The 22,301-nt window shown below is 73.4% G+C and carries 20 protein-coding genes, 1 pseudogene and 1 riboswitch; of the genes and pseudogenes, 18 read left to right on the top strand and 3 right to left on the bottom strand.

Going from position 1 to position 22,301, the window contains the following annotated elements; genetic code table 11:
- The 5 genes from ACIPM1_RS10720 to ACIPM1_RS10700 form a co-directional block, all read left to right on the top strand.
- Nucleotides 1–288, top strand: a 288-nt coding sequence (locus ACIPM1_RS10720; protein ID WP_402431820.1) for a flavodoxin-dependent (E)-4-hydroxy-3-methylbut-2-enyl-diphosphate synthase, incomplete at its 5' end; no start/stop codon positions are given.
- 30 nt (nucleotides 289–318) lie between these two features.
- The gene (gene dxs / locus ACIPM1_RS10715) at nucleotides 319–2,256 is read left to right on the top strand and encodes a 1-deoxy-D-xylulose-5-phosphate synthase (RefSeq protein ID WP_402431818.1); all 1,938 of its coding nucleotides are present in this window, start codon (nucleotides 319–321) and stop codon (nucleotides 2,254–2,256) included.
- Nucleotides 2,253–3,635: an aspartate aminotransferase family protein gene (locus ACIPM1_RS10710; protein ID WP_402431815.1), complete on the top strand. Its 1,383-nt coding sequence runs from the start codon at nucleotides 2,253–2,255 to the stop codon at nucleotides 3,633–3,635. The genes dxs and ACIPM1_RS10710 overlap by 4 nt, the downstream gene beginning before the upstream one ends.
- Nucleotides 3,636–3,722: 87 nt before the next feature.
- The gene (locus tag ACIPM1_RS10705; RefSeq protein ID WP_402431812.1) at nucleotides 3,723–4,346 is read left to right on the top strand and encodes a helix-turn-helix domain-containing protein; all 624 of its coding nucleotides are present in this window, start codon (nucleotides 3,723–3,725) and stop codon (nucleotides 4,344–4,346) included.
- Complete coding sequence (locus tag ACIPM1_RS10700) at nucleotides 4,343–4,462, top strand: DUF6126 family protein (RefSeq protein ID WP_356193399.1); 120 nt, start codon at nucleotides 4,343–4,345, stop codon at nucleotides 4,460–4,462. Before ACIPM1_RS10705 ends, ACIPM1_RS10700 begins: the two co-directional genes overlap by 4 nt.
- A gap of 81 nt (nucleotides 4,463–4,543) precedes the next feature.
- Here the strand turns inward: ACIPM1_RS10700 and ACIPM1_RS10695 are convergent, their stop codons facing one another.
- Nucleotides 4,544–5,341: a tyrosine-protein phosphatase gene (locus tag ACIPM1_RS10695; RefSeq protein WP_402431809.1), complete on the bottom strand. Its 798-nt coding sequence runs from the start codon at nucleotides 5,339–5,341 to the stop codon at nucleotides 4,544–4,546.
- A 519-nt stretch (nucleotides 5,342–5,860) separates the two neighbouring features.
- Nucleotides 5,861–6,017, top strand: a riboswitch (cyclic di-AMP (ydaO/yuaA leader).
- Between the two features lie 4 nt (nucleotides 6,018–6,021).
- Here ACIPM1_RS10695 and ACIPM1_RS10690 point away from each other — a divergent pair.
- Together ACIPM1_RS10690 and ACIPM1_RS10685 are read left to right on the top strand one after the other, a co-directional pair.
- Nucleotides 6,022–6,927, top strand: a complete 906-nt coding sequence (locus ACIPM1_RS10690) for a peptidoglycan DD-metalloendopeptidase family protein (RefSeq protein ID WP_402431806.1) — start codon at nucleotides 6,022–6,024, stop codon at nucleotides 6,925–6,927.
- A 216-nt stretch (nucleotides 6,928–7,143) separates the two neighbouring features.
- A complete protein-coding gene (locus ACIPM1_RS10685) occupies nucleotides 7,144–7,929 on the top strand; it encodes an SGNH/GDSL hydrolase family protein (RefSeq protein WP_402431903.1) in 786 nt (261 codons plus the stop codon).
- 131 nt (nucleotides 7,930–8,060) lie between these two features.
- Here ACIPM1_RS10685 and ACIPM1_RS10680 read toward each other — a convergent pair whose 3' ends face one another.
- Nucleotides 8,061–8,681, bottom strand: a complete 621-nt coding sequence (locus ACIPM1_RS10680) for a TetR/AcrR family transcriptional regulator (RefSeq protein WP_402431803.1) — start codon at nucleotides 8,679–8,681, stop codon at nucleotides 8,061–8,063.
- Between the two features lie 173 nt (nucleotides 8,682–8,854).
- Between ACIPM1_RS10680 and ACIPM1_RS10675 the strand changes: the two genes are divergently transcribed.
- The 3 genes from ACIPM1_RS10675 to ACIPM1_RS10665 all read left to right on the top strand — a co-directional run bounded on the left by ACIPM1_RS10675 (nucleotide 8,855) and on the right by ACIPM1_RS10665 (nucleotide 13,189).
- Nucleotides 8,855–10,039, top strand: a complete 1,185-nt coding sequence (locus tag ACIPM1_RS10675) for an MBL fold metallo-hydrolase (RefSeq protein ID WP_402431800.1) — start codon at nucleotides 8,855–8,857, stop codon at nucleotides 10,037–10,039.
- A gap of 206 nt (nucleotides 10,040–10,245) precedes the next feature.
- A complete protein-coding gene (locus tag ACIPM1_RS10670; protein WP_402431797.1) occupies nucleotides 10,246–11,070 on the top strand; it encodes a hypothetical protein in 825 nt (274 codons plus the stop codon).
- Between the two features lie 373 nt (nucleotides 11,071–11,443).
- Nucleotides 11,444–13,189 (top strand): trypsin-like serine peptidase, encoded by a 1,746-nt coding sequence (locus ACIPM1_RS10665; protein WP_402431794.1) that lies wholly within the window; start codon nucleotides 11,444–11,446, stop codon nucleotides 13,187–13,189.
- 178 nt (nucleotides 13,190–13,367) lie between these two features.
- Here the strand turns inward: ACIPM1_RS10665 and ACIPM1_RS10660 are convergent.
- A pseudogene (locus ACIPM1_RS10660) lies at nucleotides 13,368–14,051 on the bottom strand (ABC transporter substrate-binding protein); the annotation flags it as partial.
- A gap of 456 nt (nucleotides 14,052–14,507) precedes the next feature.
- Between ACIPM1_RS10660 and ACIPM1_RS10655 the strand changes: the two are divergent.
- The 8 genes from ACIPM1_RS10655 to ACIPM1_RS10620 all read left to right on the top strand — a co-directional run bounded on the left by ACIPM1_RS10655 (nucleotide 14,508) and on the right by ACIPM1_RS10620 (nucleotide 22,284).
- Nucleotides 14,508–16,655, top strand: a complete 2,148-nt coding sequence (locus tag ACIPM1_RS10655) for an ATP-binding protein (protein WP_402431791.1) — start codon at nucleotides 14,508–14,510, stop codon at nucleotides 16,653–16,655.
- A gap of 68 nt (nucleotides 16,656–16,723) precedes the next feature.
- Entirely contained in the window at nucleotides 16,724–17,158 is a 435-nt protein-coding gene (locus ACIPM1_RS10650) for a roadblock/LC7 domain-containing protein (RefSeq protein ID WP_402431788.1), read from the top strand.
- Complete coding sequence (locus ACIPM1_RS10645; protein ID WP_356193462.1) at nucleotides 17,155–17,532, top strand: DUF742 domain-containing protein; 378 nt, start codon at nucleotides 17,155–17,157, stop codon at nucleotides 17,530–17,532. The genes ACIPM1_RS10650 and ACIPM1_RS10645 overlap by 4 nt, the downstream gene beginning before the upstream one ends.
- Complete coding sequence (locus tag ACIPM1_RS10640) at nucleotides 17,510–18,127, top strand: ATP/GTP-binding protein (RefSeq protein WP_356193465.1); 618 nt, start codon at nucleotides 17,510–17,512, stop codon at nucleotides 18,125–18,127. Before ACIPM1_RS10645 ends, ACIPM1_RS10640 begins: the two co-directional genes overlap by 23 nt.
- A 54-nt stretch (nucleotides 18,128–18,181) precedes the next feature.
- Nucleotides 18,182–18,769, top strand: a complete 588-nt coding sequence (locus tag ACIPM1_RS10635) for a GAF domain-containing protein (protein ID WP_402431784.1) — start codon at nucleotides 18,182–18,184, stop codon at nucleotides 18,767–18,769.
- Between the two features lie 235 nt (nucleotides 18,770–19,004).
- Entirely contained in the window at nucleotides 19,005–20,033 is a 1,029-nt protein-coding gene (gene tdh / locus ACIPM1_RS10630; protein WP_356193470.1) for an L-threonine 3-dehydrogenase, read from the top strand.
- 26 nt (nucleotides 20,034–20,059) lie between these two features.
- On the top strand, nucleotides 20,060–21,259 hold the full coding sequence (locus ACIPM1_RS10625) for a glycine C-acetyltransferase (protein WP_402431780.1): 1,200 nt from the start codon (nucleotides 20,060–20,062) through the stop codon (nucleotides 21,257–21,259).
- A 122-nt stretch (nucleotides 21,260–21,381) separates the two neighbouring features.
- On the top strand, nucleotides 21,382–22,284 hold the full coding sequence (locus ACIPM1_RS10620; RefSeq protein ID WP_402431777.1) for a LysR family transcriptional regulator: 903 nt from the start codon (nucleotides 21,382–21,384) through the stop codon (nucleotides 22,282–22,284).
- Nucleotides 22,285–22,301: the final 17 nt, after the last annotated feature.

Below are 22,301 nucleotides of genomic sequence, written 5' to 3'. Positions count from 1 at the left end.
GAGGTCACCGCGGGTCTGACGGGGATGGAGGTCCCGCTGCGGGTGGCGGTCATGGGGTGTGTGGTCAACGGTCCCGGTGAGGCGCGCGAGGCCGACCTGGGGGTCGCCTCGGGCAACGGCAAGGGGCAGATCTTCGTCAAGGGCGAGGTCATCAAGACCGTTCCGGAGTCGAAGATCGTGGAGACCCTGATCGAGGAGGCCATGAAGCTGGCCGAACGGATGGAACACGGCGGCGTCGCGTCCGGCGCCCCCGCCGTCACGGGGACACCCACCGTGACAGTGAGTTGAAGCACGGCACGGACCGAGAGGGGGCCGAGCGTGACCATTCTGGAGACCGTCCGCGGACCACGCGACCTGAAGGCGCTGTCCGAGACGGAACTGGCCGAACTGGCCGACGAGATTCGGGAATTCCTGGTGCACGCCGTCGCCAGAACCGGCGGCCACCTCGGCCCCAACCTGGGGGTGGTGGAACTCACCCTCGCGCTGCACCGGGTCTTCGAGTCCCCGGCCGACCGCATCCTGTGGGACACCGGCCACCAGAGCTACGTGCACAAGCTCCTGACGGGCCGCCAGGACTTCTCCAAGCTGCGCGGCAAGGGAGGCCTGTCCGGCTACCCCTCGCGCGAGGAGTCCGAGCACGACGTCATCGAGAACAGCCACGCCTCCACCGCGCTCGGCTGGGCCGACGGGCTCGCCAAGGCACGCCAGGTCCGGGGCGAGAAGGGCCATGTCGTCGCGGTCGTCGGCGACGGCGCGCTGACCGGCGGCATGGCCTGGGAGGCGCTCAACAACATCGCGGCCGCCAAGGACCGGCCGCTCATCATCGTCGTCAACGACAACGAGAGGTCGTACTCCCCGACGATAGGCGGCCTCGCCAACCACCTGGCCACCCTGCGCACCACCGACGGCTACGAGAAGGTCCTGGCCTGGGGCAAGGACGTCCTGCTGCGCACGCCGGTCGTCGGCAGCACCGTCTACGAGTCCCTGCACGGCGCCAAGAAGGGCTTCAAGGACGCCTTCGCCCCGCAGGGCATGTTCGAGGATCTGGGGCTGAAGTACCTCGGCCCGATCGACGGGCACGACGTCAGGGCGGTCGAGTCGGCGCTGCGCCGCGCCAAACGCTTTCACGGTCCGGTCCTGGTGCACTGCCTCACGGTCAAGGGCCGCGGCTGTGAACCCGCCCTCGCCCACGAGGAGGACCACTTCCACACCGTCGGCGTGATGGACCCGCTGACCTGCGAGCCGCTGACTCCGGCCGGCGGCCCCTCCTGGACCTCCGTCTTCGGCGACGAGATCGTGCGGATCGGCGAGGAGCGGGACGACGTGGTGGCGATCACGGCCGCGATGCTGCACCCGGTGGGCCTCGGCCGGTTCGCCGAGCGCTTCCCCGGCCGGGTGTGGGACGTCGGCATCGCCGAGCAGCACGCCGCCGTCTCCGCGGCGGGCCTGGCCACCGGCGGCCTGCACCCGGTCGTCGCCGTCTACGCCACCTTCCTCAACCGGGCCTTCGACCAGCTGCTGATGGACGTGGCGCTGCACCGCTGCGGGGTCACCTTCGTGCTGGACCGGGCCGGTGTCACCGGCGTCGACGGGCCCTCCCACAACGGCATGTGGGACATGTCCGTCCTCCAGGTGGTGCCGGGCCTGAGGATCGCCGCCCCGCGCGACGCCGACCAGATGCGGGCCCAGCTGCGCGAGGCCGTCGCCGTGGACGACGCGCCGACCCTGCTCCGCTTCCCGAAGGAGTCGGTCGGCCCGGCCGTCCGGGCGGTCGGCCGCGTGGGCGGCATGGACGTGCTGCGGGCGGACGAGGACCCCGACGTCCTGCTCGTCGCCGTCGGCGTCATGGCGCCGGTCTGCCTGAAGGCCGCCGAGCTGCTCGCCGCCCGCGGCGTCGCGTGCACCGTCGTCGACCCCCGCTGGGTCAAGCCCGTCGACCCGGCGCTTCCCGGACTCGCCGCCGGCCACCGCCTGGTCGCCGTCGTCGAGGACAACAGCCGCGCGGCCGGCGTCGGCTCCGCGGTCGCGCTGGCCCTCGGCGACGCCGAAGTGGACGTACCAGTACGGCGGTTCGGCATCCCGGAGCAGTTCCTCGCGCACGCCAAGCGCGGCGAGGTGCTGGCCGACATCGGGCTCACGCCCGTGGAGATCGCCGGCCGGATCGGCGCGAGCCTGGCCGCCAAGGACCAGGCCGGGACGGCCCGGGCGCGGGACACCGCCGGGGCCGCCGGACCAGTCGAGGAGAGAGCTGAATGAGCAAGGAGTTCGACCTCGGCAGCCTTCTGTCCGAGCGCGGAGCCGAACGCTACGAGCTGCACGCCCGGCACCTGAACCACCAGCTGCCGCGCATGCTGCACACCATCGGCTTCGACAAGGTCTACGAGCGGGCCGAGGGCGCCTACTTCTGGGACGCGGACGGCGACGACTACCTCGACATGCTCGCCGGGTTCGGCGTGATGGGCCTGGGCCGCCACCACCCCGTCGTCCGCAAGGCGCTGCACGACGTGCTCGACGCGCAGCTCGCCGACCTCACCCGCTTCGACTGCCCGCCGCTGCCCGGACTGCTGGCGGAGCGCCTGCTCGCCCACAGTCCGCACCTGGACCGGGTGTTCTTCGGCAACAGCGGGACCGAGGCGGTGGAGACGGCGCTGAAGTTCGCCCGCCGCGCCACCGGCAGGCCGCGCGTCCTGTACTGCGAGCACGCCTTCCACGGCCTGACCGTGGGCTCCCTGTCCGTGAACGGCGAGGACGGCTTCCGCGACGGCTTCGCCCCGCTGCTGCCCGACACCGCCGTACCGCTCGGCGATCTCGACGCCCTGGCGAGGGAGCTGGCGAAGGGCGACGTCGCCGCCCTGATCGTCGAGCCGATCCAGGGCAAGGGCGTGCACGAGGCCCCGCCCGGCTATCTGCGCGCCGCCCAGGAGCTGCTGCACCGGCACAAGGCGCTGCTCATCGCGGACGAGGTCCAGACGGGACTCGGCCGCACCGGCGACTTCTACGCCTTCCAGCACGAGGACGGCGTGGCGCCGGACCTGGTGTGCGTGGCGAAGGCGCTGTCCGGCGGCTATGTGCCGGTCGGCGCCACGCTCGGGCGGGACTGGATCTTCAAGAAGGTCTACTCGTCCATGGACCGGGTGCTGGTCCACTCGGCCAGCTTCGGGTCCAACGCCCAGGCCATGGCGGCCGGACTCGCCGTGCTGTCCGTCATGGAGAACGAGCAGATCGTCGCGGGCGCCCGGGCCACCGGCGAGCTGCTGAAGTCGCGGCTCGCGGCCCTGACCGAACGGTACGAACTGCTCGCCGACGTGCGCGGCCGGGGCCTGATGATCGGCATCGAGTTCGGCCGGCCCCGGTCGCTGAAGCTGCGCGGCCGCTGGACCGTGCTCCAGGCCGCCCGCAAGGGCCTGTTCGCGCAGATGGTGGTCGTCCCGCTGCTCCAGCGGCACCGGATCCTCACCCAGGTCTCCGGCGACCACCTGGAGGTGATCAAGCTGATCCCGCCGCTGATCATCGGTGAGCGTGAGGTGGACCGCTTCGTGGAGGCCTTCACCGACGTGATGGACGACGCGCACGGCGGCGGACTGATGTGGGACTTCGGGAAGACACTGGTGAAGCAGGCAGTCGCCCATCGCTAGGACGCGGGCCGGCCTGCTCACGTGGCCGCTTTTTGCCTCTGAGGCAATTGATTTGCCCGAGAGGCAAAGCTGCGGCTCAATGGAGGCATGAGCGCTCCCGAGTCCGAGCCCTCGGCGGGACCGGTCGAGGACCTGCCCGCCGTCGCCCCGCAGCTGCGTGCGCTGCGCCGCCGGGCCTCCCTCACCCTGGAGGCCGCGGCCCGCGCGGCCGGGCTGTCGCCCGCCCACCTCTCCCGCCTGGAGACCGGACAGCGCCAGCCCTCCCTGCCGCTGCTGCTCGCGCTCGCCCGTGTCTACGGTACGACGGTCTCCGAACTGCTCGGCGAGAGCGTCGCCGCCCCGGACGCCGTGGTGCGCGCGGCGGCCATGGAACCGACCCGGGCGGGCGGCTGGACGTACTGGCAGGCCGGTGCGCCCGGCCGCGGGATGCAGGCCCTGCGGGTCCACGTGCCCCACGGCTCCCAGGGCGACATCGTGCGTGTGCACCCGGGCGAGGAGTGGCTGTACGTCCTCAAGGGGCGCCTGCGCTTGCGCCTCGGGGACACCGCGCACCTGCTCGCACCGGGTGACAGTGCCCACTTCGACTCGCTGACCCCGCACCGGATCGCCGCCGAGGACCACGACGGGGTCGATCTGCTCTTCGTCCACACCCTGCTGCAGAGCCCCACGGCCGCGCTGTGCCTGGGCCCCCACACCGGAGACACGTCATGACCGACATGGAAGAGAAGTTCCCGCGAGCCCTGTGGATACGGCTGATCGTCTACATCGCCGTCGGGCACGTCTTCGCGGGGTTCGTCTGGCTGCTGTTCGAGGTGGGCGCCAAGTAGGGAAGCGCGAGGTGGGGGAGCCGGAGCGGGCCGCGGCCGGCGCGGCGCCCCCGCACCGGCCGGGGCCCAGCCCGCCGCCCCTCAGTCGAGCAGGCGCTCCCGCAGCCGTTCCCGTGTCTGGGGGGTGAGCTTCAGCCCGCGCTCCAGGTAGGCCTCGACCCCGCCCCAGGTCTCCTCGATGGTCTCCAGGGCCGCGGCCAGGTACTCGGCGCGGGCGTCGAAGAGCGGGCCGAGCAGCTCCATGACCTCGGGGGAGTAGGCCGAGGCCGCGCTGCTGCTGCGGTGCACCTTGTAGCGGCGGTGCTTGGCGTTCGACTCCAGGTAGTCCGCCCGGATCGCGTCCTCGTCCACGCCCACGGCCAGCAGGGTCACGGCGATCGACAGGCCCGCGCGGTCCTTGCCCGCCGCGCAGTGCATCAGGGCGGGGACGCTGTCCTGCGCGAGGGCGTGCAGCACGTGGGAGTGCTCGGCGGTGCGCTCGGTGATGATCATGCGGTACGAGGCGATCATCCGGTTCGCCGCCTTGCCGTCCGCGAGGATCGTGCGCAGCTGGTCGAGGTCGCCGTCGCGGACCATCCGCCAGAACTCGGCGCCGTCGGCCGGGTCGCTCAGCGGCAGGTTGACGTTGCGCACGCCGGGCAGCTCGACGTCCGGGCCCTCGAGCTTCTTGTCGGCCGCGTTGCGGAAGTCGAAGATCGTGTGCAGGCCGAGGGAGGAGAGGAAGGCCGCGTCCCGGTCCGTCGCGTGCGCGAGGTGGCCGCTGCGGAACAGCACTCCGTGCCGCACCCGCCGTCCGTCCACGGTCGGCAGCCCGCCCACGTCGCGGAAGTTGCGCACTCCGGCCAGCTCTGGTTCGGTCGACGGGACCTGCTGCGTCACGGGGGCTCCTCCCACTCGGTCGGCCCGGCCCGAAGGCGGGGCCTGAGCCCGCCGTCACGGCTCGTCGGCGGGCGCGCCTTTCGACGATACGACATGGGTTCCCGGGGCAACGGTCCGGCCACGGGCGAGGAAGCCTCTGGCCGCCGGCGGCTCCGCTCGGCGGCCTTCGCGCAGGCGACCCCCTGGCCCACTTTCGCCCTCCTGTCTCCTATGGGCGTTTTGTCGGTTTTAACCCTTTAAGCCCCAACTCGCCACCCCCTGGGGACTCCTGACGAGCCCGGACGTGAGGAGCGTCATATTCGTGACCCACGGTGCTCCGCCATGTTCACGTAATCGCGTTGTCTTTTGCCGCGGTTGACGAAGAGAGCGCTGATCGAATGCACGGAGCGTCACCGGTTTTGCCCGAATTGGATCAAGATGAGCATCTCTGAGCGGAACCCTCTGCTTGTCCGAACACATCCCGCTCGCTTACGTTCCATCCCGATCCGGACGGACGCCTCATCCTGCCGCCGTCCGGGGCCCGCACACTCACCCGTGCACGGCAGGAGCGGGGGACCCACAGGTACGACCGCCTGTTCCGGTCTCCGGAACGGCTAGGGGTGAAGTCGCGTCCCGCGCGGCCGGGCATCTCCAGCCCGAACCCGACAGCTCACCTCGCAGGCGCCGGAGAGGAATCCGCCATGCCCGCGAAGGGTAAGCACCGCCGTCCGAAGCCCCAGCGCCTGACCCGCATCCTCGCCGCCGCCGGAACCGGCGGCGCCGTGCTCGCACTGCCCCTCATAGGCGCCGCGGGAGCCCACGCGGCCCCCGCGCAGTCCGTCTCCGAGAAGACCGTCCGCAGCGCCCCCGTGGCCGTCAAGGCGCCCGCGGTCAAGGGCGCTGCCGCCCGGACCTACACCGTCCGTGCCGGCGACAGCCTGTCGGGCATCGCCGAGAACCAGCACGTCCGCGGCGGCTGGAAGCAGCTGTACCGGGACAACCGCCGGGCCGTCGGCGACGACCCCTCGCTGATCCACCCGGGCCTGAAGCTGACGCTCGGTCACGCCGCCGCAAGCGCCACCCGGGCGCCCGCCACCCCGAAGCCCGCGACCGCCGGCTCGTCCGCCGCCAAGGCGAAGACCGTCTCCGCCGCCCGGGTGAAGACCGCGGTCGCCCGCGCCGAGCGGGCCGCCGCCACCGGCTTCACCCTGCCCGTGACCCACGCCGCCGTCGGCACCGGCTACCACGTGGCCGGCAGCCACTGGGCCAGCGGCTACCACACCGGCGTCGACTTCGTGGTCCCCACCGGCACCCCGGTCAAGGCCGTCGGCGCGGGCACGGTCGTCTCCGCGGGCTGGGGCGGTGCCTACGGCAACCAGGTCGTCCTCCGGCTCCAGGACGGCCACTACGCCCAGTACGCCCACCTGTCCGCCCTCTCCGTCTCGGCCGGCCAGGCCGTGACCACGGGACAGCGGCTCGGCCTGTCCGGCGCCACCGGCAACGTGACCGGCCCGCACCTGCACTTCGAGATCCGCACGACGCCGAACTACGGATCCGACGTGGACCCGGTCGCCTACCTGCGCGCGCACGGCGCCCCGGTCGCCTGACGCCCGCGCTCCCGCCACCATCTGCCTGACACGCCGCCGAAGGCCGGACCCACACCCCCCGGGTCCGGCCTTCGGCGTGTTCTATTCCTGGGCGGCGACATTCGCTCAGTGGCTTATCTCACCGTCCGTCAACCCTTGCCTACGGTCGCGTAGGTCACATTCCAAGGTGAATCATGGGCCGACGTGGCAGACGATTCGAAGAGTGACAGCAGAGCAGTGATCGGGTCGTACGTGGCGGTGGGGGACAGCTTCACCGAGGGCGTCGGCGACCCCGGCCCCGACGGGGCGTTCGTCGGCTGGGCCGACCGGTTCGCGGTCCTGCTCGCGGACCGACGCCCCGAGGGCGACTTCCAGTACGCCAATCTCGCCGTGCGCGGCAAGTTGCTCGACCAGATCGTGGCGGACCAGGTCCCGCGGGCCGTGGAACTCGCCCCGGACCTGGTGTCGTTCTGCGCGGGCGGCAACGACATCATCCGTCCCGGCACGGACCCGGACGACGTGGCGGAGCGGTTCGAGAAGGGCCTCGCCCGGCTCGCCGCCGCGGCCGGCACCGTGATGGTCACCACCGGCTTCGACACCCGGGGCGTGCCCGTGCTCAAGCACCTGCGCGGCAAGATCGCCACCTACAACGGGCACGTGCGGGCCATCGCCGACCGCTACGGCTGCCCGGTGCTCGACCTGTGGTCCCTCAAGGCCGTCCAGGACCGCCGGGCCTGGGACCACGACCGGCTGCACCTGTCGCCCGAGGGGCACACCCGGGTGGCGCTGCGGGCCGGCCAGGTCCTCGGCCTCGACGTGCCGGCCGACCCCGAGCAGCCCTGGCCGCCGCTGCCGCCGCGCGGCACCCTCGGCATCCGGCGCGACGACGTCCAGTGGGCCCGGGAGTTCCTGGTGCCGTGGATCGGCCGCCGCCTGCGCGGCCAGTCCTCCGGGGACCATGTGACGGCCAAGGGCACACTGTCGCCGGCCGACATCAGGAGCCGGATCACGACGGTGGCGTGAGGCCGGCAGGCGTCCGCCTCGTCCCGGGGCGCACACCGGAGCGCAGGGGCACGGCATCCCGCCGCGGGGTCGTGCCCCTCGCCGCACCGGCCGGCGCTCGCCCCGGCCCGGGGCCCGTCCACGGCGCCGTTTCACCGGCCCGCGGCCGTCAACGCCTCCCGCTCCAGGCCCAGTTCCCGAGCCAGTGCCTCGTCGGCCCACTCCCGGGCCCGCGCGCGGGAGACCCCGCCGCCGTACGCCGTCAGCTGGACGGCGAGCCCGTCGAGCAGGGCCGTCAGACGCAGCGCCGCGGCTCCGGGGTCCGGGCACCGGAACTCGCCCGCCGCCACACCCTCCGCGACGACCTCGGCGATCGCCGCCTTCCACTTCCGGTCGAGGCCCTGGGCGACCTCCCGCAGAGCGGGCTCGCGCAGCGCGGCCGCCCACCCCTCGATCCACAGCCGCCAGCCCTTGGCCTGGCCGGTCGGGGCGTACCAGCGGACGGCGGCCCGCAGCCGGCGCAGCGCCGTCGTCCGCCGCCCCAGCACCTTGCGCAGCTGCGCCAGATCGTCCTCGGCGGCATGGGCGAAGGCGGCCGCGACCAGCTTCTCCTTCGTCGAGAAGTGATAGAGCACCAGCGCGTTGCTCACCCCGAGCACCGAGGCCACGTCGGCGATCCGCACCGCCGCCACGCCCCGCTCCTCGATCTGCCCGATGGCGGCCCGCAGCAGCTCCTCGCGCCGCTCCGCCACGCTCAACCGCACTCTCGCCACGCGGTCACCCTAACTCCCCCCGCACACCGCCCGTTTGGCGCGCACGGCGGCACGGCCCGGAGCCCCCTCGCGCCGCCGGCCCGTCCCGCGGGCCGCGGCGGACGGCAGGCTGCCGGAGGGCCCCGCGCGGCGGCCCTCCATAATGGAAAATCCGACCGACTCCTGGAGGTACCGTGGCCGGCTTCCGTTCCCTGAGCTCCGGGCTCCGCGCGCTGCGGCCCGCGGCCTTCGGCGCGGACCCCGGCGGTGAGCGCATGGCGCGCATCCGCCGGTCGCCCCATTTCGCGGACGGCGTCTTCCAGAACCCCGGCGGCGTCGCGCGGACCCGGCCCTCCGGCTCGATGCGGGCCTTCGCCAAGGTCTACTTCGACAAGGACACCCGCCCCCGCCGGGCCCCCTCCGGCACCGTGCCGGTGCACGCCACCACGCTCGCCGACCTGGCCCGGCCCCCGGCCACCGGCCTGCGGCTGACCTGGATGGGGCACTCCAGCGTGCTGGCGGAGATCGACGGGCAGCGCGTGCTGTTCGACCCGGTGTGGGGCGAGCGCTGCTCCCCGCTCCCGTTCCTCGGGCCCCGCCGGCTGCACCCGGCTCCGCTGCCGCTCGCCGCGCTCGGCCCGGTCGACGTGGTCGTCATCTCCCACGACCACTACGACCACCTGGACCTGCCCACGATCAAGGAACTGGCCGGCACGGACACGGTCTTCGCCGTGCCGCTCGGTGTCGGCGCCCACCTCGAGCACTGGGGCGTGTCCGCCGACCGCCTGCGCGAGCTGGACTGGAACGAGGCCACCGAGGTCGGCGGGCTCACGCTGACGGCGACGCCGGCCCGCCACTTCTGCGGCCGCCGGCTGCGCAACACGCAGCACACGCTGTGGGCCTCCTGGGTGGTCGCGGGCGACGAGCACCGGATCTACCACAGCGGCGACACCGGCTACTTCGACGGCTTCCGTGACATCGGCGCCGAGCACGGCCCGTTCGACGCGACGATGATCCAGATCGGCGCGTACTCCGAGTTCTGGCCCGACATCCACATGACGCCCGAGGAGGGCTCGCGCGCCCATCTCGACCTCCAGGGCGGTTTGTCGGGCGGACCGATGCTGCCGATCCACTGGGGCACGTTCAACCTCGCCCCGCACGCCTGGGCCGAGCCGGGGGAGTGGACGAAGGACGCGGCCGCGCTGGCAGGACACTCCGTGGCGCTGCCCCGGCCGGGCGAGCCCTTCGAGCCGGCCGGAGACCTTCCCGCGCACCCCTGGTGGAGGGACGTGTCCCTGCCGCTGGACCGCAAGTGGCCCGTTCCGCGGGCCACCGCGACGGCGTCTCCCGAGGACCTCGACCTTGTGGGCGAGGACTGAGCGACCGGATCCGGTACGTCGCCGGCATCGAGCCCCGGTCGTCGGCAACCAACCGCCCGTTCACACCCTCTTCCTGGTCGACCGATGGACGCGGCCGTAACCGGGCCGGCTGTATCCGACCGAGGGGGGAATCGTTGTTCCGCAGTGTGGTGAGGGCCGTGGGCGCGGCCGGTCTTGCCATGGCGGCCTCGCTGGGAGGGGCGGCAGTGGCGTCGGCCGAGGGCACCGGCCCGGCTCCGGGCGGCAGCCCGTCCGCGGCGGTCTGGCTGGAGTACCACGTGCCGCAGGGCAACACCCTGGAGGCGGGTGACGCCCTCTGGTTCAGCATCGAGGGAATGCCACCGGGATGGGACAAGGTCGAGGTCACCTCCCCGGCCCTGCGGCAGCCGATCACCCTGGCTCCGCTGCGGAAGGGATCGACGCAGTCGGTCCAGGTGAACGAGGCGGGAACGGAGCACCGCGTCCGCTCGGGTCTGCGCCCGGGCACCTATCCGGTCGTCGCGACGAGCCACGGCCGTACCGTCGCGACAGCCCGGCTCGAGGTCGCGGCCGAGGGCTCCGCGCAGATCGACCGGTTCGTCCTCGGGCCCAGGGACGCGTTCCCCGGCGGCGACGAACCCGCCTCCCTGCGACCGGGCAGTGACGTCCGGGTGGTCCTCACCGACCTGCGGGCCGCGCCGGGGGAGAAGTACCTGACCGTCACGTCGCCCATCTTCAAGGGCCCGTTGACCATCAAGACGGACAGCCCGGAGGACCCCGGCTGCAAGTGCGACGACGGCGGCACGGTCTACGCGGGTCACGCGCGGCTGCGCGGCGACGTCCCCGACGGCCGCTACACCGTGACCGTGGTCAGCCACCACGGGCGGCAGACCACGGAACAGCACGTCACGGTGGCCGGCCGGCCCGTCACGGACGGCCGACCTTCCTGGGCGGTCGCCGCCGGCGCCGCGGCCGCGGGCCTGGCCCTCGCCTCCGGCGGCGCGTTCGCCGCGCGGCGCCGCCGCTCGCGGAAGGCCGAGCCCCCCGCGTAGCGGCGAACCCGGCCGGAGCGGCACACCCGGCGGCCGCGGCCCGCCCCTGCCCTTCTTCGCTCCCTCCTTCTTCCTTTCCTTCCTTGCGACGTTTCCTCTGGCCGCCTCCGGTCCGGAGACGGCTGTTCCACGACTCAGAAAGCGTTCCTTGCGTACCTCACACAGACGAATACCCCGCCCTGCCCTCCTCGCGGCCGCGACCGCTCTGTTCCTCACGGGCGGGGGAGGCCTTGCCCAGGCTCAGGTCCAGGACGCCGCACCGCAGCCCCGTCCGTCTGCGACGACGGTGCCGTCCGCCGTACCGTCCTCACCGGCGCCTCCGCTCTCCGCCGGCCCCTCGGCCGCGACCGGCTCCGGAGAGCCCTCGGCCTCCGTGCCGACGAGCGCGCACGGCCCCACCGGGGCGAAGGACGGCGACGGCGACTGGTCGGACGCGGACGCCGTCCGCTTCTGGACGCCTGAACGCATGGCCTCGGCCACCGACCCGGCACTGCACGCGCGGCAGGCGGACCCGAGCGCCAAGGCGCGTTCGCGACGGGCGGCTTCGGCCGGCCCCGCGGTGGCGGCCGACATGCCGACGGCGGAGCACATCCTCGGTCTGAAGTCCGTCGGGACGATCTTCACCTACAGCGCGGACCCGACCACCGAACAGATGCACGCGCACAAGTGCTCCGCGAGCGTGGTGGAGAGCCCCGGGCGCAACCTGGTCCTCACCGCGGGGCACTGCTCCGGAGGCAGGGCCGTCTTCGTTCCCATGTACGCCGCCGAGTACACGCTGGACAAGCAGACGCTCGGCTTCTACCGGATCTCCGACTGGTTCGTCGACAACCGGTACGTGCACAACACCAAGAAGCCCATCTCCGACCTGGACTTCGCCTTCGGCCTGCTCGAGCCCTCGAAGAGCGGCAAGCAGGCGCAGGACGTCGTGGGCGCGAACACGCTGGTGCGCACGCCGGGTTACCTGAACAAGGCCACGATGCTGGGCTACCCCTCCAGCCACGACCCCGAGGACCATCCCGTGCGGTGCCCCACGCAGACGGAGGCGCTGCCCGGCTTCTACCAGATCCAGGCCAAGTGCCGCGGCATGTGGGGCGGTGTCTCCGGCGGCCCCTGGTTCTCCCAGGTGGACTGGGCGAAGGGCACCGGTGAGATCATCGGCAACGTCGGCGGGTACAACGGCGGCGGCAACGACGCCAACGTGGACTGGCTCACGTACAGCCCCATGCACGGCGACTGGTTCTTCCGCCTGTACGACGAGGCGAAGAAGAACCAGCACGTCTCGCACGGCGGTTCCTACGACCAGCCGCCGCTGCCGTACTCCATGGGCGACGGGGAGACGTGGTCCCATGCCAAACTGCTGGCCTCGGGCGAGTACACCGGTGACGGCAAGGGCGATCTGATCGTGGTCTGGACCGACGGTGAGGTCACCCTGTACACCGGCGACGGCAACGGCGGGTTCACCGGGGAGCGCCGGCTGGCCGCGCCCCACGGCGTCTGGAAGGACGCCAAGGCCCTCACCGGTGGCGACTTCTCCGGCGGCAACGGCTCGGACCTGCTGGTGGTGTTCGACAGCGGCGAGGTCAGGCTCCTCCCCGACGTCGGCACCCGGGGCGTGGACGGCGGGAGCAAGCTCGCGGACGCAGGGTCCGTCTGGAGTCACGCCGACCAGATCACCGCGGGCACTTTCGGAACCGCGAAGTACGTCACCGACCTGCTGGTGCGCTGGAGCGACGGTGAGGTCACCGACTACACCGCCGTCGGTGACAAGGGCTTCGGCACCGAACACCAGCTGATGAAGCCGAAGAGCGCCTGGAAGGACGCCACCCTGGTGACCGCGGGCGACTTCACCGGGGGCAGCAACTGGGACACCCTGGTGCGCTGGTCCGACGGAAGGGTCTCCCAGTTCCAGGAGACCGGCCCCGGCGGTGTCGGCAAGGAGGTGCGGATGGCTCCGGCCGGCAGCATCTGGTCCCACGACTCGGTGATGACGGCGGGCAGCTACGACTCCAACGGCTGGCCGGACGACCTGGTCGTCCGCTGGTCCGACGGCGAGACCACCATGTACACGCACACCGGCGCGACCTTCGGCGCCGAACGCATGCTCGTCGCCCCGAAGTAACCGCCCCGCGACCTGCCCCTCGGCCGGGGCGGATCCGGGGGACCCGAACCACCGGGCCCCCGGATCCGCCCTGCCGGGGATCCGCAGTGACCGCGGGCAGGCCCCGGTGCCGCCTCAGCCGCTGTCGGCGGGACCGGTCGCAGGGGCCCCGGTCACCGCCGGGCGGGCACGGTCCCGCTCACGGAGGCCCCTCGGTGACCCGGGGCAGCCCCGCCGCTCGCAGCGCGCGGTTGAGCGGCCCGAGGTCGTGGATGCCGTCCAGGTCGGCCGACTTGAGCAGGCCCACCCGTACCGCGTGCCGGGCCTGCGCGCGCAGGGTGGCCGCCAGCGGGTCGTCGGTGAACGTGATCCCCTGCCAGGCCGTGTCGAGCACACGCGCCGGAAGGGCCCTGGCGGTCAGCCGCTTCAGCCGGGCGTTGGGCGCCGCCTTGGCCTGGCCCGGATGGGCGGCGATCCAGGTGTTGGCGGCGACGGTGCCCCGCACCACCGCGTCGACCACGTCCGGGTGGTCGGCCAGGAACGTACGCGAGACGATGACGTTCGTGGTGACGAACCGGTGCCCCGGCCAGAGGTCCGCCTCGTCCAGCAGCACCCGCGCCCCCTGTGCGACCAGGCGGGAGGCGGTCGGTTCGGGAACCCAGGCGCCGTCGACCGAGCCGGAGCGGTAGGCGTCCACCGTCACCCTGTTGTCGCTGCGGACCACCGAGACGTCGCCCCGTCCGGTCGCCGGGTCGATCTTCCAGCCGCGGCCCTCCGCCCAGTGCAGGAAGGCCACGTCCTGCGTGTTGCCGAGCTGCGGGGTGGCGATCCGCTTGCCCTTCACCTCGGCCAGGGAGTGGATGCGGCCGGGGTTCACCACGAGAGGCGGTGACCGCCGGTGCGGTGACGTTGAGTGATGTTCAGGGGAGTACCGATGAGGGCGGCGGCGAGCCCGGAGCCGCCTCCGCGAGCTGACCCGGGAGGGAAACGGGTGGCCGGCCGGGGGCCGGGGGAGCGCACGCCTCCCCGGCCCCCGGCTTTCGTTCTGGACCGAACCTGATCAGGTGTGATCGTTCGCTTTCGCTCAGGCGTCGCGTGGGCGCGCCGCGTCTCGCTCTGTCGTACGAACCCTCATACCAGAGCGGGACGCGTCCTGGGTGATTTCGTCAACTGCCCACCGCGCCAGTTGCGTTGGTGACTACTGTGAGTGGCGGTCGGGTGACGCGGGGCCGGTTCCTCCCGCTCCCCCCGACCGGCACAGCGAAGGCGCATGCCCGCTCGCGCACCAGGCGCGCGCATCACGGGCCCGACGGACCAGACGGACCAGTACGAGGAACAGATGTCTCACCTCCGTGCACCGGTCGCACGCGCAGACCGCCGCGAGGGCGGGCGGCACGGGCGGCCGGTGACCCGCCCCGTCCCCGCGCCGCCCGACACCGCCCTACGACCCCAGCTGACGCGGCTGGCGGTGCTCCCGCCGACCGCGGTCGCCCTCGCCGCCTGCGCCGCCGTGCTGTTCACGGTGCGCTCCACCGGCGCACGTCCCGGCCTCACCCTGTGGGTCGTCCTCGCCGGGGCGCTCTCGGTGACGCTCGCGGGCATCGGGATCGCCGCCGTCGCCGCCGGCCGCGCCGCCCGCTCCGTCCAGGACCGGATCGCCGCCCTGCGCGGCGGCACCGCGCACCGCGAGTCCGACCTGCGGAACGTCCTGGAGACGCTGCGCAACGGCGAGGTCCCGGCGCCGCGCAAGGCACGCGGCGGGCCCCCCGAAGGCGCCGACGACTTCGAACTGCTCGCCGCCGACCTGGCCCGCGCCCACGACGGCGCCGTCACCGCCGTCGTCCAGGCAGCCCAGCTCTCCAGCCGGTCGGGCAGCGAACAGAAGCTGGAGGTCTTCGTCAACCTCGCCCGGCGCCTGCAGTCCCTGGTGCACCGCGAGATCTCCATCCTCGACGAGCTGGAGAACGAGATCGAGGACCCCGACCTGCTCAAGGGGCTCTTCCACGTCGACCACCTCGCCACCCGCATCCGCCGGCACGCCGAGAACCTCGCCGTGCTCGGCGGCGCCGTCTCCCGTCGGCAGTGGAGCAACCCGGTCTCCATGACCGAGGTGCTGCGTTCGGCCATCGCCGAGGTCGAGCAGTACTCGCGCGTCAAGCTCGTCCCGCCCGTCGACGGCGAGCTGCGCGGCCACGCCGTGGCCGACGTCATCCACCTGCTCGCCGAACTCGTCGAGAACGCCACCGTGTTCTCCGCCCCGCAGACCCAGGTCCTGCTGCGCGCCAACCTCGTCACCTCCGGACTCGCCGTGGAGGTCGAGGACCGCGGTCTCGGGATGCCCGCCGCCGAGCACGCCCGGATGAACGCGCTGCTCGCCGACCCCGGCCAGGTCAACGTGGCCGGCCTGCTCGCCGACGGCCGCATCGGCCTGTTCGTGGTGTCCCAGCTCGCCAAGCGGCACGGCATCTCCGTCCGCCTGCAGAGCAACATCTACGGCGGTGTGCAGGCCGTCCTCGTGGTGCCGCAGGCGCTGCTGGGCACGGCGGCGCCCCTGCCCGGAGCACTGCCCCAGTTCCAGCCGCAGCCGCTCCCACGGCCCCACCCGCAGGCACATCCGGAACCGCACGCGCCGGCGAACGGGCGGCGGCCCGTGATCCCGGCACCGTACGTCCCGGGCCCGGCGGCCGGCCGCCCCGGCACACCGGCCGGCCGCCCCGGCACGCCCCACCGCGCGCCCACGCCCCCGGCAGCCGCCCCGCCGCCGGACGACGCCCATGTCCGCGCCCCCGCGCCGGACCCGCACCACGGGGTACGCCCCGCCCCGGCCGGCACCGGCACGGACCTGCGCGGCGACCCGAGCCCGGCCCGGACCGCGGACGCCGGGGACCCGCCCGCCGTGTCCGCGGACGCCGCGGCCGGCGCCACCGGTGACGCACGGCCCGGCGAGCCCGCGCACGGCGGCGGACCCGCGCCGCTGCCCCGGCGCGGGGCCCGCGGGGCGCGGCCGAACCCGGCGGACGCCGCGCCCGGCGTCAGACCCGAGGAGCGGCCCGTCGTCGCGACGAACGTGGCCATGACGTCCACCCCGCGCGCCGGCGCCGTACGCGGCACCATGGGAAAGCCCCAACTGCCCCGGCGCCGCGCCCAGCAGCACATCGTGCCCCAGTTGCGCGGCGGCCCGCTGCCACGCCAGGACACCGACGGCGCCGGCCACGACCCGGGCCTGATGGCCGCCTTCCAGCGCGGCGTCGGCCTGGCCGAGACCCAGCAGCACCGGGAACCGGCCCCTCCCGAGCCGGATCTCCCGTACGCCTCCGAGGCGCCGTCCGGCCCCCGCCCCCGGGACGTACCGCCCCCGGACGCGCCCCCCGTGGCCGAGGCACCGGACGCACCCGCCCCCGCCGAGACGTTCGGCGCGCAGGACGGACCGGCCGCGCCCGGCCGGCACGTCACCGCCCCGCACGACGGGAGCACGCCGACGGGATGACCGGGCCGCCCACCGCCCCCACCCCCAGTGCTCCCGCAGACCCTCGTACCCCAAGGAGTCGATCCACCATGGCGAGCGATGCGCCGACCGGCCATGTTTCCGACCTCGACTGGCTGATGAGCGGGCTCGTGCAGCGCGTACCGCACACCACCAGCGCCGTCCTGCTGTCCTGCGACGGGCTGGTGAAGTCCGTCCACGGTCTCGACGCCGACAGCGCCGACCACATGGCCGCCCTGGCCTCCGGCCTGTACTCGCTCGGCCGCAGCGCCGGCGCCCGCTTCGGCGACGGCGGCGAGGTGCGGCAGGTCGTCGTCGAACTCGACTCGACCCTGCTGTTCGTCAGCACCGCGGGTTCCGGCACCTGCCTGGCCGTGCTCGCCGGCCGCGAGGCCGACGCGGCGGTACTGGGCTACGAGATGGCGATGCTGGTCAAGAGCGTCCGGCCCTACCTGGTGACCGCGCCCCGCCAGCACACCGTCGAACCCCCGGCGCTGAGGCCTTGAGCGCGGCGACGGCCGGCGACGGACCCTGGCTCGACGACGCGGCTGGACGGCTGGTGCGCCCGTTCACGGTCAGCAACGGCCGCACCCGGCCGAGCATCGCACTCGACCTGATGTCGCAGGTGATGGCCACCGGAGTCACCCCGCTCGGCTACCTCGGCCCCGAGCACGCCCAGGCCCTGGACCGGTGCCGCGCCCCCGCCCCGGTCGCCGAGGTCGCCGCCCATCTGCGGCTGCCGGTGGCGGTGACCAAGGTGCTGCTGTCCGACCTCGTCGACTGGGGGGCGCTGACCACCAAGCCCCCCGCGTTCCACCACCAGCCCACTGACCGGGCCCTTCTGGAGGCAGTGCTCGATGGACTACGACGACAGCTCTGACTACGACGGCGGCGCCGACCCCTTCCCCACCGCGCTGAAGATCCTGGTGGCGGGCGGATTCGGCGTCGGCAAGACGACCTTCGTGGGCGCGGTGAGCGAGATCGCTCCGCTCAGCACGGAGGAGCTGCTCACCACGGTCGGCGCGGCCACGGACAACCTCGACGGCATCGAGAACAAGGTCGAGACGACCGTGGCCATGGACTTCGGCCGCATCACCCTCGACGCGCACCACGTGCTCTACCTGTTCGGCACGCCCGGCCAGGAGCGGTTCTGGTTCATGTGGGACGAGCTGTCCGAGGGCGCGCTCGGCGCGGTGATCCTGGCCGACACCCGCCGCCTGGAGGAGTGCTTCGCGGCCGTCGACTTCTTCGAACAGCGCGGCCTCACCTTCATCGTCGCCGTCAACGAGTTCGACGGCTCCTACCGCTACGACCCCGAGGAGGTACGGGCCGCGCTGGACCTCGACGCACGGGTGCCCGTCGTCCCCTGCGACGCCCGCATCTCCAGCTCCAGCGTCCAGACGCTGCTCGCCCTGGTCCGCCATCTCCTCACCCACGCCCCCGCCCCCGCGCCGAGCCACGGCGCCCACCGGTGACCACCCGCCACGGAGCCCGAACATGACACACGCGCACAGCGTCGGAACCCGGTCATGAGCTACGACCCGCCCCGCCCGGCCGGTCGCCTGCTGCTCACCCCCGAGGACCGGGACGCCCCCGCCCGCACCGCGCGGCTGCGCGGGCTCGGTCTGGGGGAGCGTTCCGAGCCCGCCCTCGACGCCTTCGCGGACCGTCTCGCCCGGCGCACCGGGGCGCCGTACGCGATGGTCAACTTCCTCGACGGGGAACGGCAGTTCTTCGCCGGACTGCACCGGCCCGAACGGGACGTGCTGAGCGTCGACACCGACGGCTCCGACGGCACCCGCCCGGAGGTCGGCCGCTATCTGGCCCGCGACCACGGCTTCTGCCCCCACGTGGTGGCCCGGCGCAAGGCGCTGGTCCTGGAGGACGTGTGCGACTACCCGCGGTTCGCGGGCAATCCGGTCGTCGACGAGTTCGGCATCCGCTCCTACCTCGGCGCCCCGCTCATCGACAGCACGCGGACGGTGCTGGGCACGGTCTGCGTCGTCGACGTCGAGCCGCGGCCCTGGGGCCGGGAGGGGCTGGACACCATCAAGGCGGCGGCGGCCGAACTCGTTCCGCTGCTGGAGGGGCGCGAGGCCGGGGGCTTCCCGATCTGAACCCGCGCCGGATCCGGGGGCTCGGCCCGGGGACGCCGCCTGGGGACGCGATCTGGGGGCTCGACCCGGGGACGCGACCTGGGGGTGTGAAGGAAAGCTGTGGCCGCGCTTAAGAAATCCTCGATGGACCAGCGCGCCGCCGTAGGGCAGATTGCTACGCGATTCCACCCCTCTCCCCGGGCGCGGGCCGCTTCGTCAATGCCCGGACCGGGGTCGAACCACAGGAGCCGTAGCGTTGAAGGCGCTGGTCAAGGAGAAGGCGGAGCCCGGGCTGTGGCTCGCGGACGTCCCCGAGCCCGCCGTGGGACCCGGCGACGTACTGATCAAGGTCCTGCGGACCGGCATCTGCGGCACCGATCTGCACATCCGGGCCTGGGACGGGTGGGCGCAGCAGGCGATCCGCACCCCGCTCACGGTCGGGCACGAGTTCGTCGGCGAGGTCGTCGAGACCGGCCGCGACGTCAGCGACATCAAGCCCGGCGACCGGGTCAGCGGCGAGGGCCACCTGGTGTGCGGCAAGTGCCGCAACTGCCAGGCCGGGCGCCGCCACCTGTGCCGGGCCACGGTCGGCCTCGGGGTCGGCCGGGACGGTGCCTTCGCCGAGTACGTCGCCCTGCCCGCCGCCAACGTCTGGGTGCACCGGGTCCCCGTCGACCTCGACGTCGCCGCGATCTTCGACCCGTTCGGCAACGCGGTGCACACCGCGCTGTCCTTCCCGCTGGTCGGCGAGGACGTCCTGATCACCGGGGCGGGCCCCATCGGTCTGATGGCGGCGGCCGTCGCCCGGCACGCCGGCGCGCGGAACGTCGTCATCACCGACGTGAGCGAGGAGCGGCTCGAACTGGCCCGGAAGATCGGCGTGAGCCTCGCGCTCGACGTCTCCGAGGCCACCATCGCCGACGGGCAGCGCGCGCTCGGCCTGCGCGAGGGCTTCGACATCGGCCTGGAGATGTCCGGGCGCCCGGAGGCGATGCGGGACATGATCGCCAACATGACGCACGGCGGCCGGATCGCGATGCTCGGCCTGCCCTCCCAGGAGTTCCCGGTCGACTGGGCCCGGATCGTCACCTCCATGATCACCATCAAGGGCATCTACGGCCGGGAGATGTTCGAGACCTGGTACGCGATGTCGGTGCTGCTGGAAGGCGGCCTGGACCTCGCGCCCGTCATCACCGGCCGGTACGACTACCGCGACTTCGAGGCGGCGTTCGCCGACGCGGCGAGCGGCCGCGGCGGCAAGGTCATCCTCGACTGGACCGCGTAAGTCATCTGCCTTCTAGGAGCTTTGCGATGTTCGACTCCGTGCGCGACGACCTGCGCGCCACCCTCGACGAGATCCGTGCCGCCGGCCTGCACAAGCCCGAGCGCGTCATCGGCACCCCGCAGTCCGCGACCGTCCGCGTCAGCGCCGGCGGCCGCCCCGGCGAGGTGCTCAACTTCTGCGCCAACAACTACCTCGGCCTCGCCGACCACCCCGAGGTCGTCGCCGCCGCCCACGCGGCCCTGGACCGCTGGGGCTACGGCATGGCCTCGGTGCGCTTCATCTGCGGCACCCAGGAGGTGCACAAGGAGCTGGAGGCGCGGCTGTCGGCGTTCCTCGGCCAGGAGGACACGATCCTGTACTCCTCCTGCTTCGACGCCAACGGCGGTGTCTTCGAGACGCTGCTCGGCGCCGAGGACGCGGTGATCTCCGACGCCCTCAACCACGCCTCGATCATCGACGGCATCCGCCTGTCCAAGGCCCGCCGCCTCCGCTACGCCAACCGCGACATGGCGGACCTGGAGCGGCAGCTGAAGGAGGCCACCGAGGGCGGCGCCCGGCGCAAGCTGATCGTCACCGACGGCGTCTTCTCGATGGACGGCTACGTGGCGCCGCTGCGGGAGATCTGCGACCTCGCCGACCGCTACGACGCGATGGTCATGGTCGACGACTCGCACGCCGTCGGCTTCGTCGGACCCGGCGGCCGCGGCACGCCCGAGCTGCACGGGGTCATGGACCGCGTCGACATCATCACGGGCACCCTCGGCAAGGCGCTCGGCGGGGCCTCCGGCGGCTATGTCGCCGCCCGCGCCGAGATCGTCGCCCTGCTGCGCCAGCGCTCCCGGCCGTACCTGTTCTCCAACACGCTCGCCCCGGTGATCGCGGCCGCCTCCCTGAAGGTGCTGGACCTGCTGGAGTCCGCGGACGACCTACGCGTCCGGCTGGCCGAGAACACCGCGCTGTTCCGCCGCCGCATGACCGAGGAGGGCTTCGACATCCTCCCCGGCGACCACGCCATCGCGCCCGTGATGATCGGCGACGCGGCCCGGGCCGGCCGGATGGCCGAGCTGCTGCTGGAGCGCGGGGTGTACGTCATCGGCTTCTCCTACCCGGTGGTGCCGCAGGGCCAGGCCCGCATCCGCGTCCAGCTGTCCGCCGCCCACTCGACGGCCGACGTCGACCGCGCCGTCGACGCGTTCGTCGCGGCGCGGGCCGAACTGGAGGGCTGACGGCGGGGGCGGCCGGCTCCCCGTCGGGACCGGAAGGCCGGCGGGGGGAACGGCCGGCTCCCCGGGCGGCCCGGTCACCACGGGGGACCGGGCCGCCCGTCCGGCTTGCGATAATCGGGGGCATGATCGAGGCACGGCGGCTGCACATCCTCCGGGCGGTGGCCGACCACCGTACGGTCACCGCGGCTGCCGCCGCGCTGTACCTCACCCCCTCCGCGGTCTCGCAGCAGCTCACGGCCCTGGAGCAGGAGACCGGCCACCGGCTCGTGGAGCGCGGCGCCAAGGGCGTACGGCTGACCCCGGCCGGCGAGATCCTGCTCAGCCATACCAACGCGGTCCTCGCCCAGCTGGAGCGGGCGGAGGCCGAACTCGCGGCGTACCGCTCGGGCGCGGCCGGCACGGTCACGGTCGCGGCCTTCGCCACCGGTATCGCCCTGGTCGTCGCCCCGGCGGTGGCGCGCCTGGCCGGCACGTCGCCCGGCATACGCATCCGTGTGCAGGACGCCGAGGGCGACGAGAGCCTGCCGATGGTGCTGGACCGGCAGGTCGACGTGGCCGTGGCGGTCGAGTACCGGGGAGCGCCGCCCGCCGACGACCCCCGCCTGACCCACGTCCCGCTCTACGCCGAGCCCTTCGACGCGGTCGTCCCGGTCGCCCACCCGCTGGCCGCCGCCGCCGAGGTCCCGCTGGCCGGGCTGGCCAAGGACCCCTGGATCGGGCCCTACCCGGGCAACCCGTGCCACGACGTAGTGGTCCTGGCCTGCGAGAACGCCGGTTTCCAGCCCCGCATGGAGCACTCCTCGGACGACTTCCGCGCGGTCGTCGCCCTCGCCTCGGCCGACGCGGGTGTGGCCCTCGTCCCCCGTTCCGCGCTGCGCGGCATGGACCTCACCGGCGTGGTCGTCCGCCCCGTCGACGGCGACGCCCCCACCCGCCGCGTCTTCGCCGCCGTCCGCCGGGGAGCCGAGGAACACCCCCTCATCCGCCCGGTACTGGCGGCCCTGGGCGACGTCGCGCACACCTGACGGCGATGTCAGTGGCA

Origin of the sequence: Streptomyces sp. NPDC086766 (assembly GCF_044746005.1) — a bacterium.
Lineage (GTDB): Bacteria > Actinomycetota > Actinomycetes > Streptomycetales > Streptomycetaceae > Streptomyces.
Note: the sequence above shows the minus strand (reverse complement) of the source record. Positions and strands in the feature narration are given on the sequence as shown.

Excerpts from the sequence above, each read along its gene's own strand:
- ACIPM1_RS10700 (WP_356193399.1), top strand. The coding sequence starts at position 4,343 with ATGACCGACATGGAAGAGAAGTTCCCGCGAGCCCTGTGGATACGGCTG.
- ACIPM1_RS10620 (WP_402431777.1), top strand. The coding sequence starts at position 21,382 with ATGATCGAGGCACGGCGGCTGCACATCCTCCGGGCGGTGGCCGACCAC.
- ACIPM1_RS10705 (WP_402431812.1), top strand. The coding sequence starts at position 3,723 with ATGAGCGCTCCCGAGTCCGAGCCCTCGGCGGGACCGGTCGAGGACCTG.
- ACIPM1_RS10640 (WP_356193465.1), top strand. The coding sequence starts at position 17,510 with ATGGACTACGACGACAGCTCTGACTACGACGGCGGCGCCGACCCCTTC.
- ACIPM1_RS10650 (WP_402431788.1), top strand. The coding sequence starts at position 16,724 with ATGGCGAGCGATGCGCCGACCGGCCATGTTTCCGACCTCGACTGGCTG.
- ACIPM1_RS10690 (WP_402431806.1), top strand. The coding sequence starts at position 6,022 with ATGCCCGCGAAGGGTAAGCACCGCCGTCCGAAGCCCCAGCGCCTGACC.
- ACIPM1_RS10655 (WP_402431791.1), top strand. The coding sequence starts at position 14,508 with ATGTCTCACCTCCGTGCACCGGTCGCACGCGCAGACCGCCGCGAGGGC.
- ACIPM1_RS10625 (WP_402431780.1), top strand. The coding sequence starts at position 20,060 with ATGTTCGACTCCGTGCGCGACGACCTGCGCGCCACCCTCGACGAGATC.
- ACIPM1_RS10710 (WP_402431815.1), top strand. The coding sequence starts at position 2,253 with ATGAGCAAGGAGTTCGACCTCGGCAGCCTTCTGTCCGAGCGCGGAGCC.
- ACIPM1_RS10635 (WP_402431784.1), top strand. The coding sequence starts at position 18,182 with ATGAGCTACGACCCGCCCCGCCCGGCCGGTCGCCTGCTGCTCACCCCC.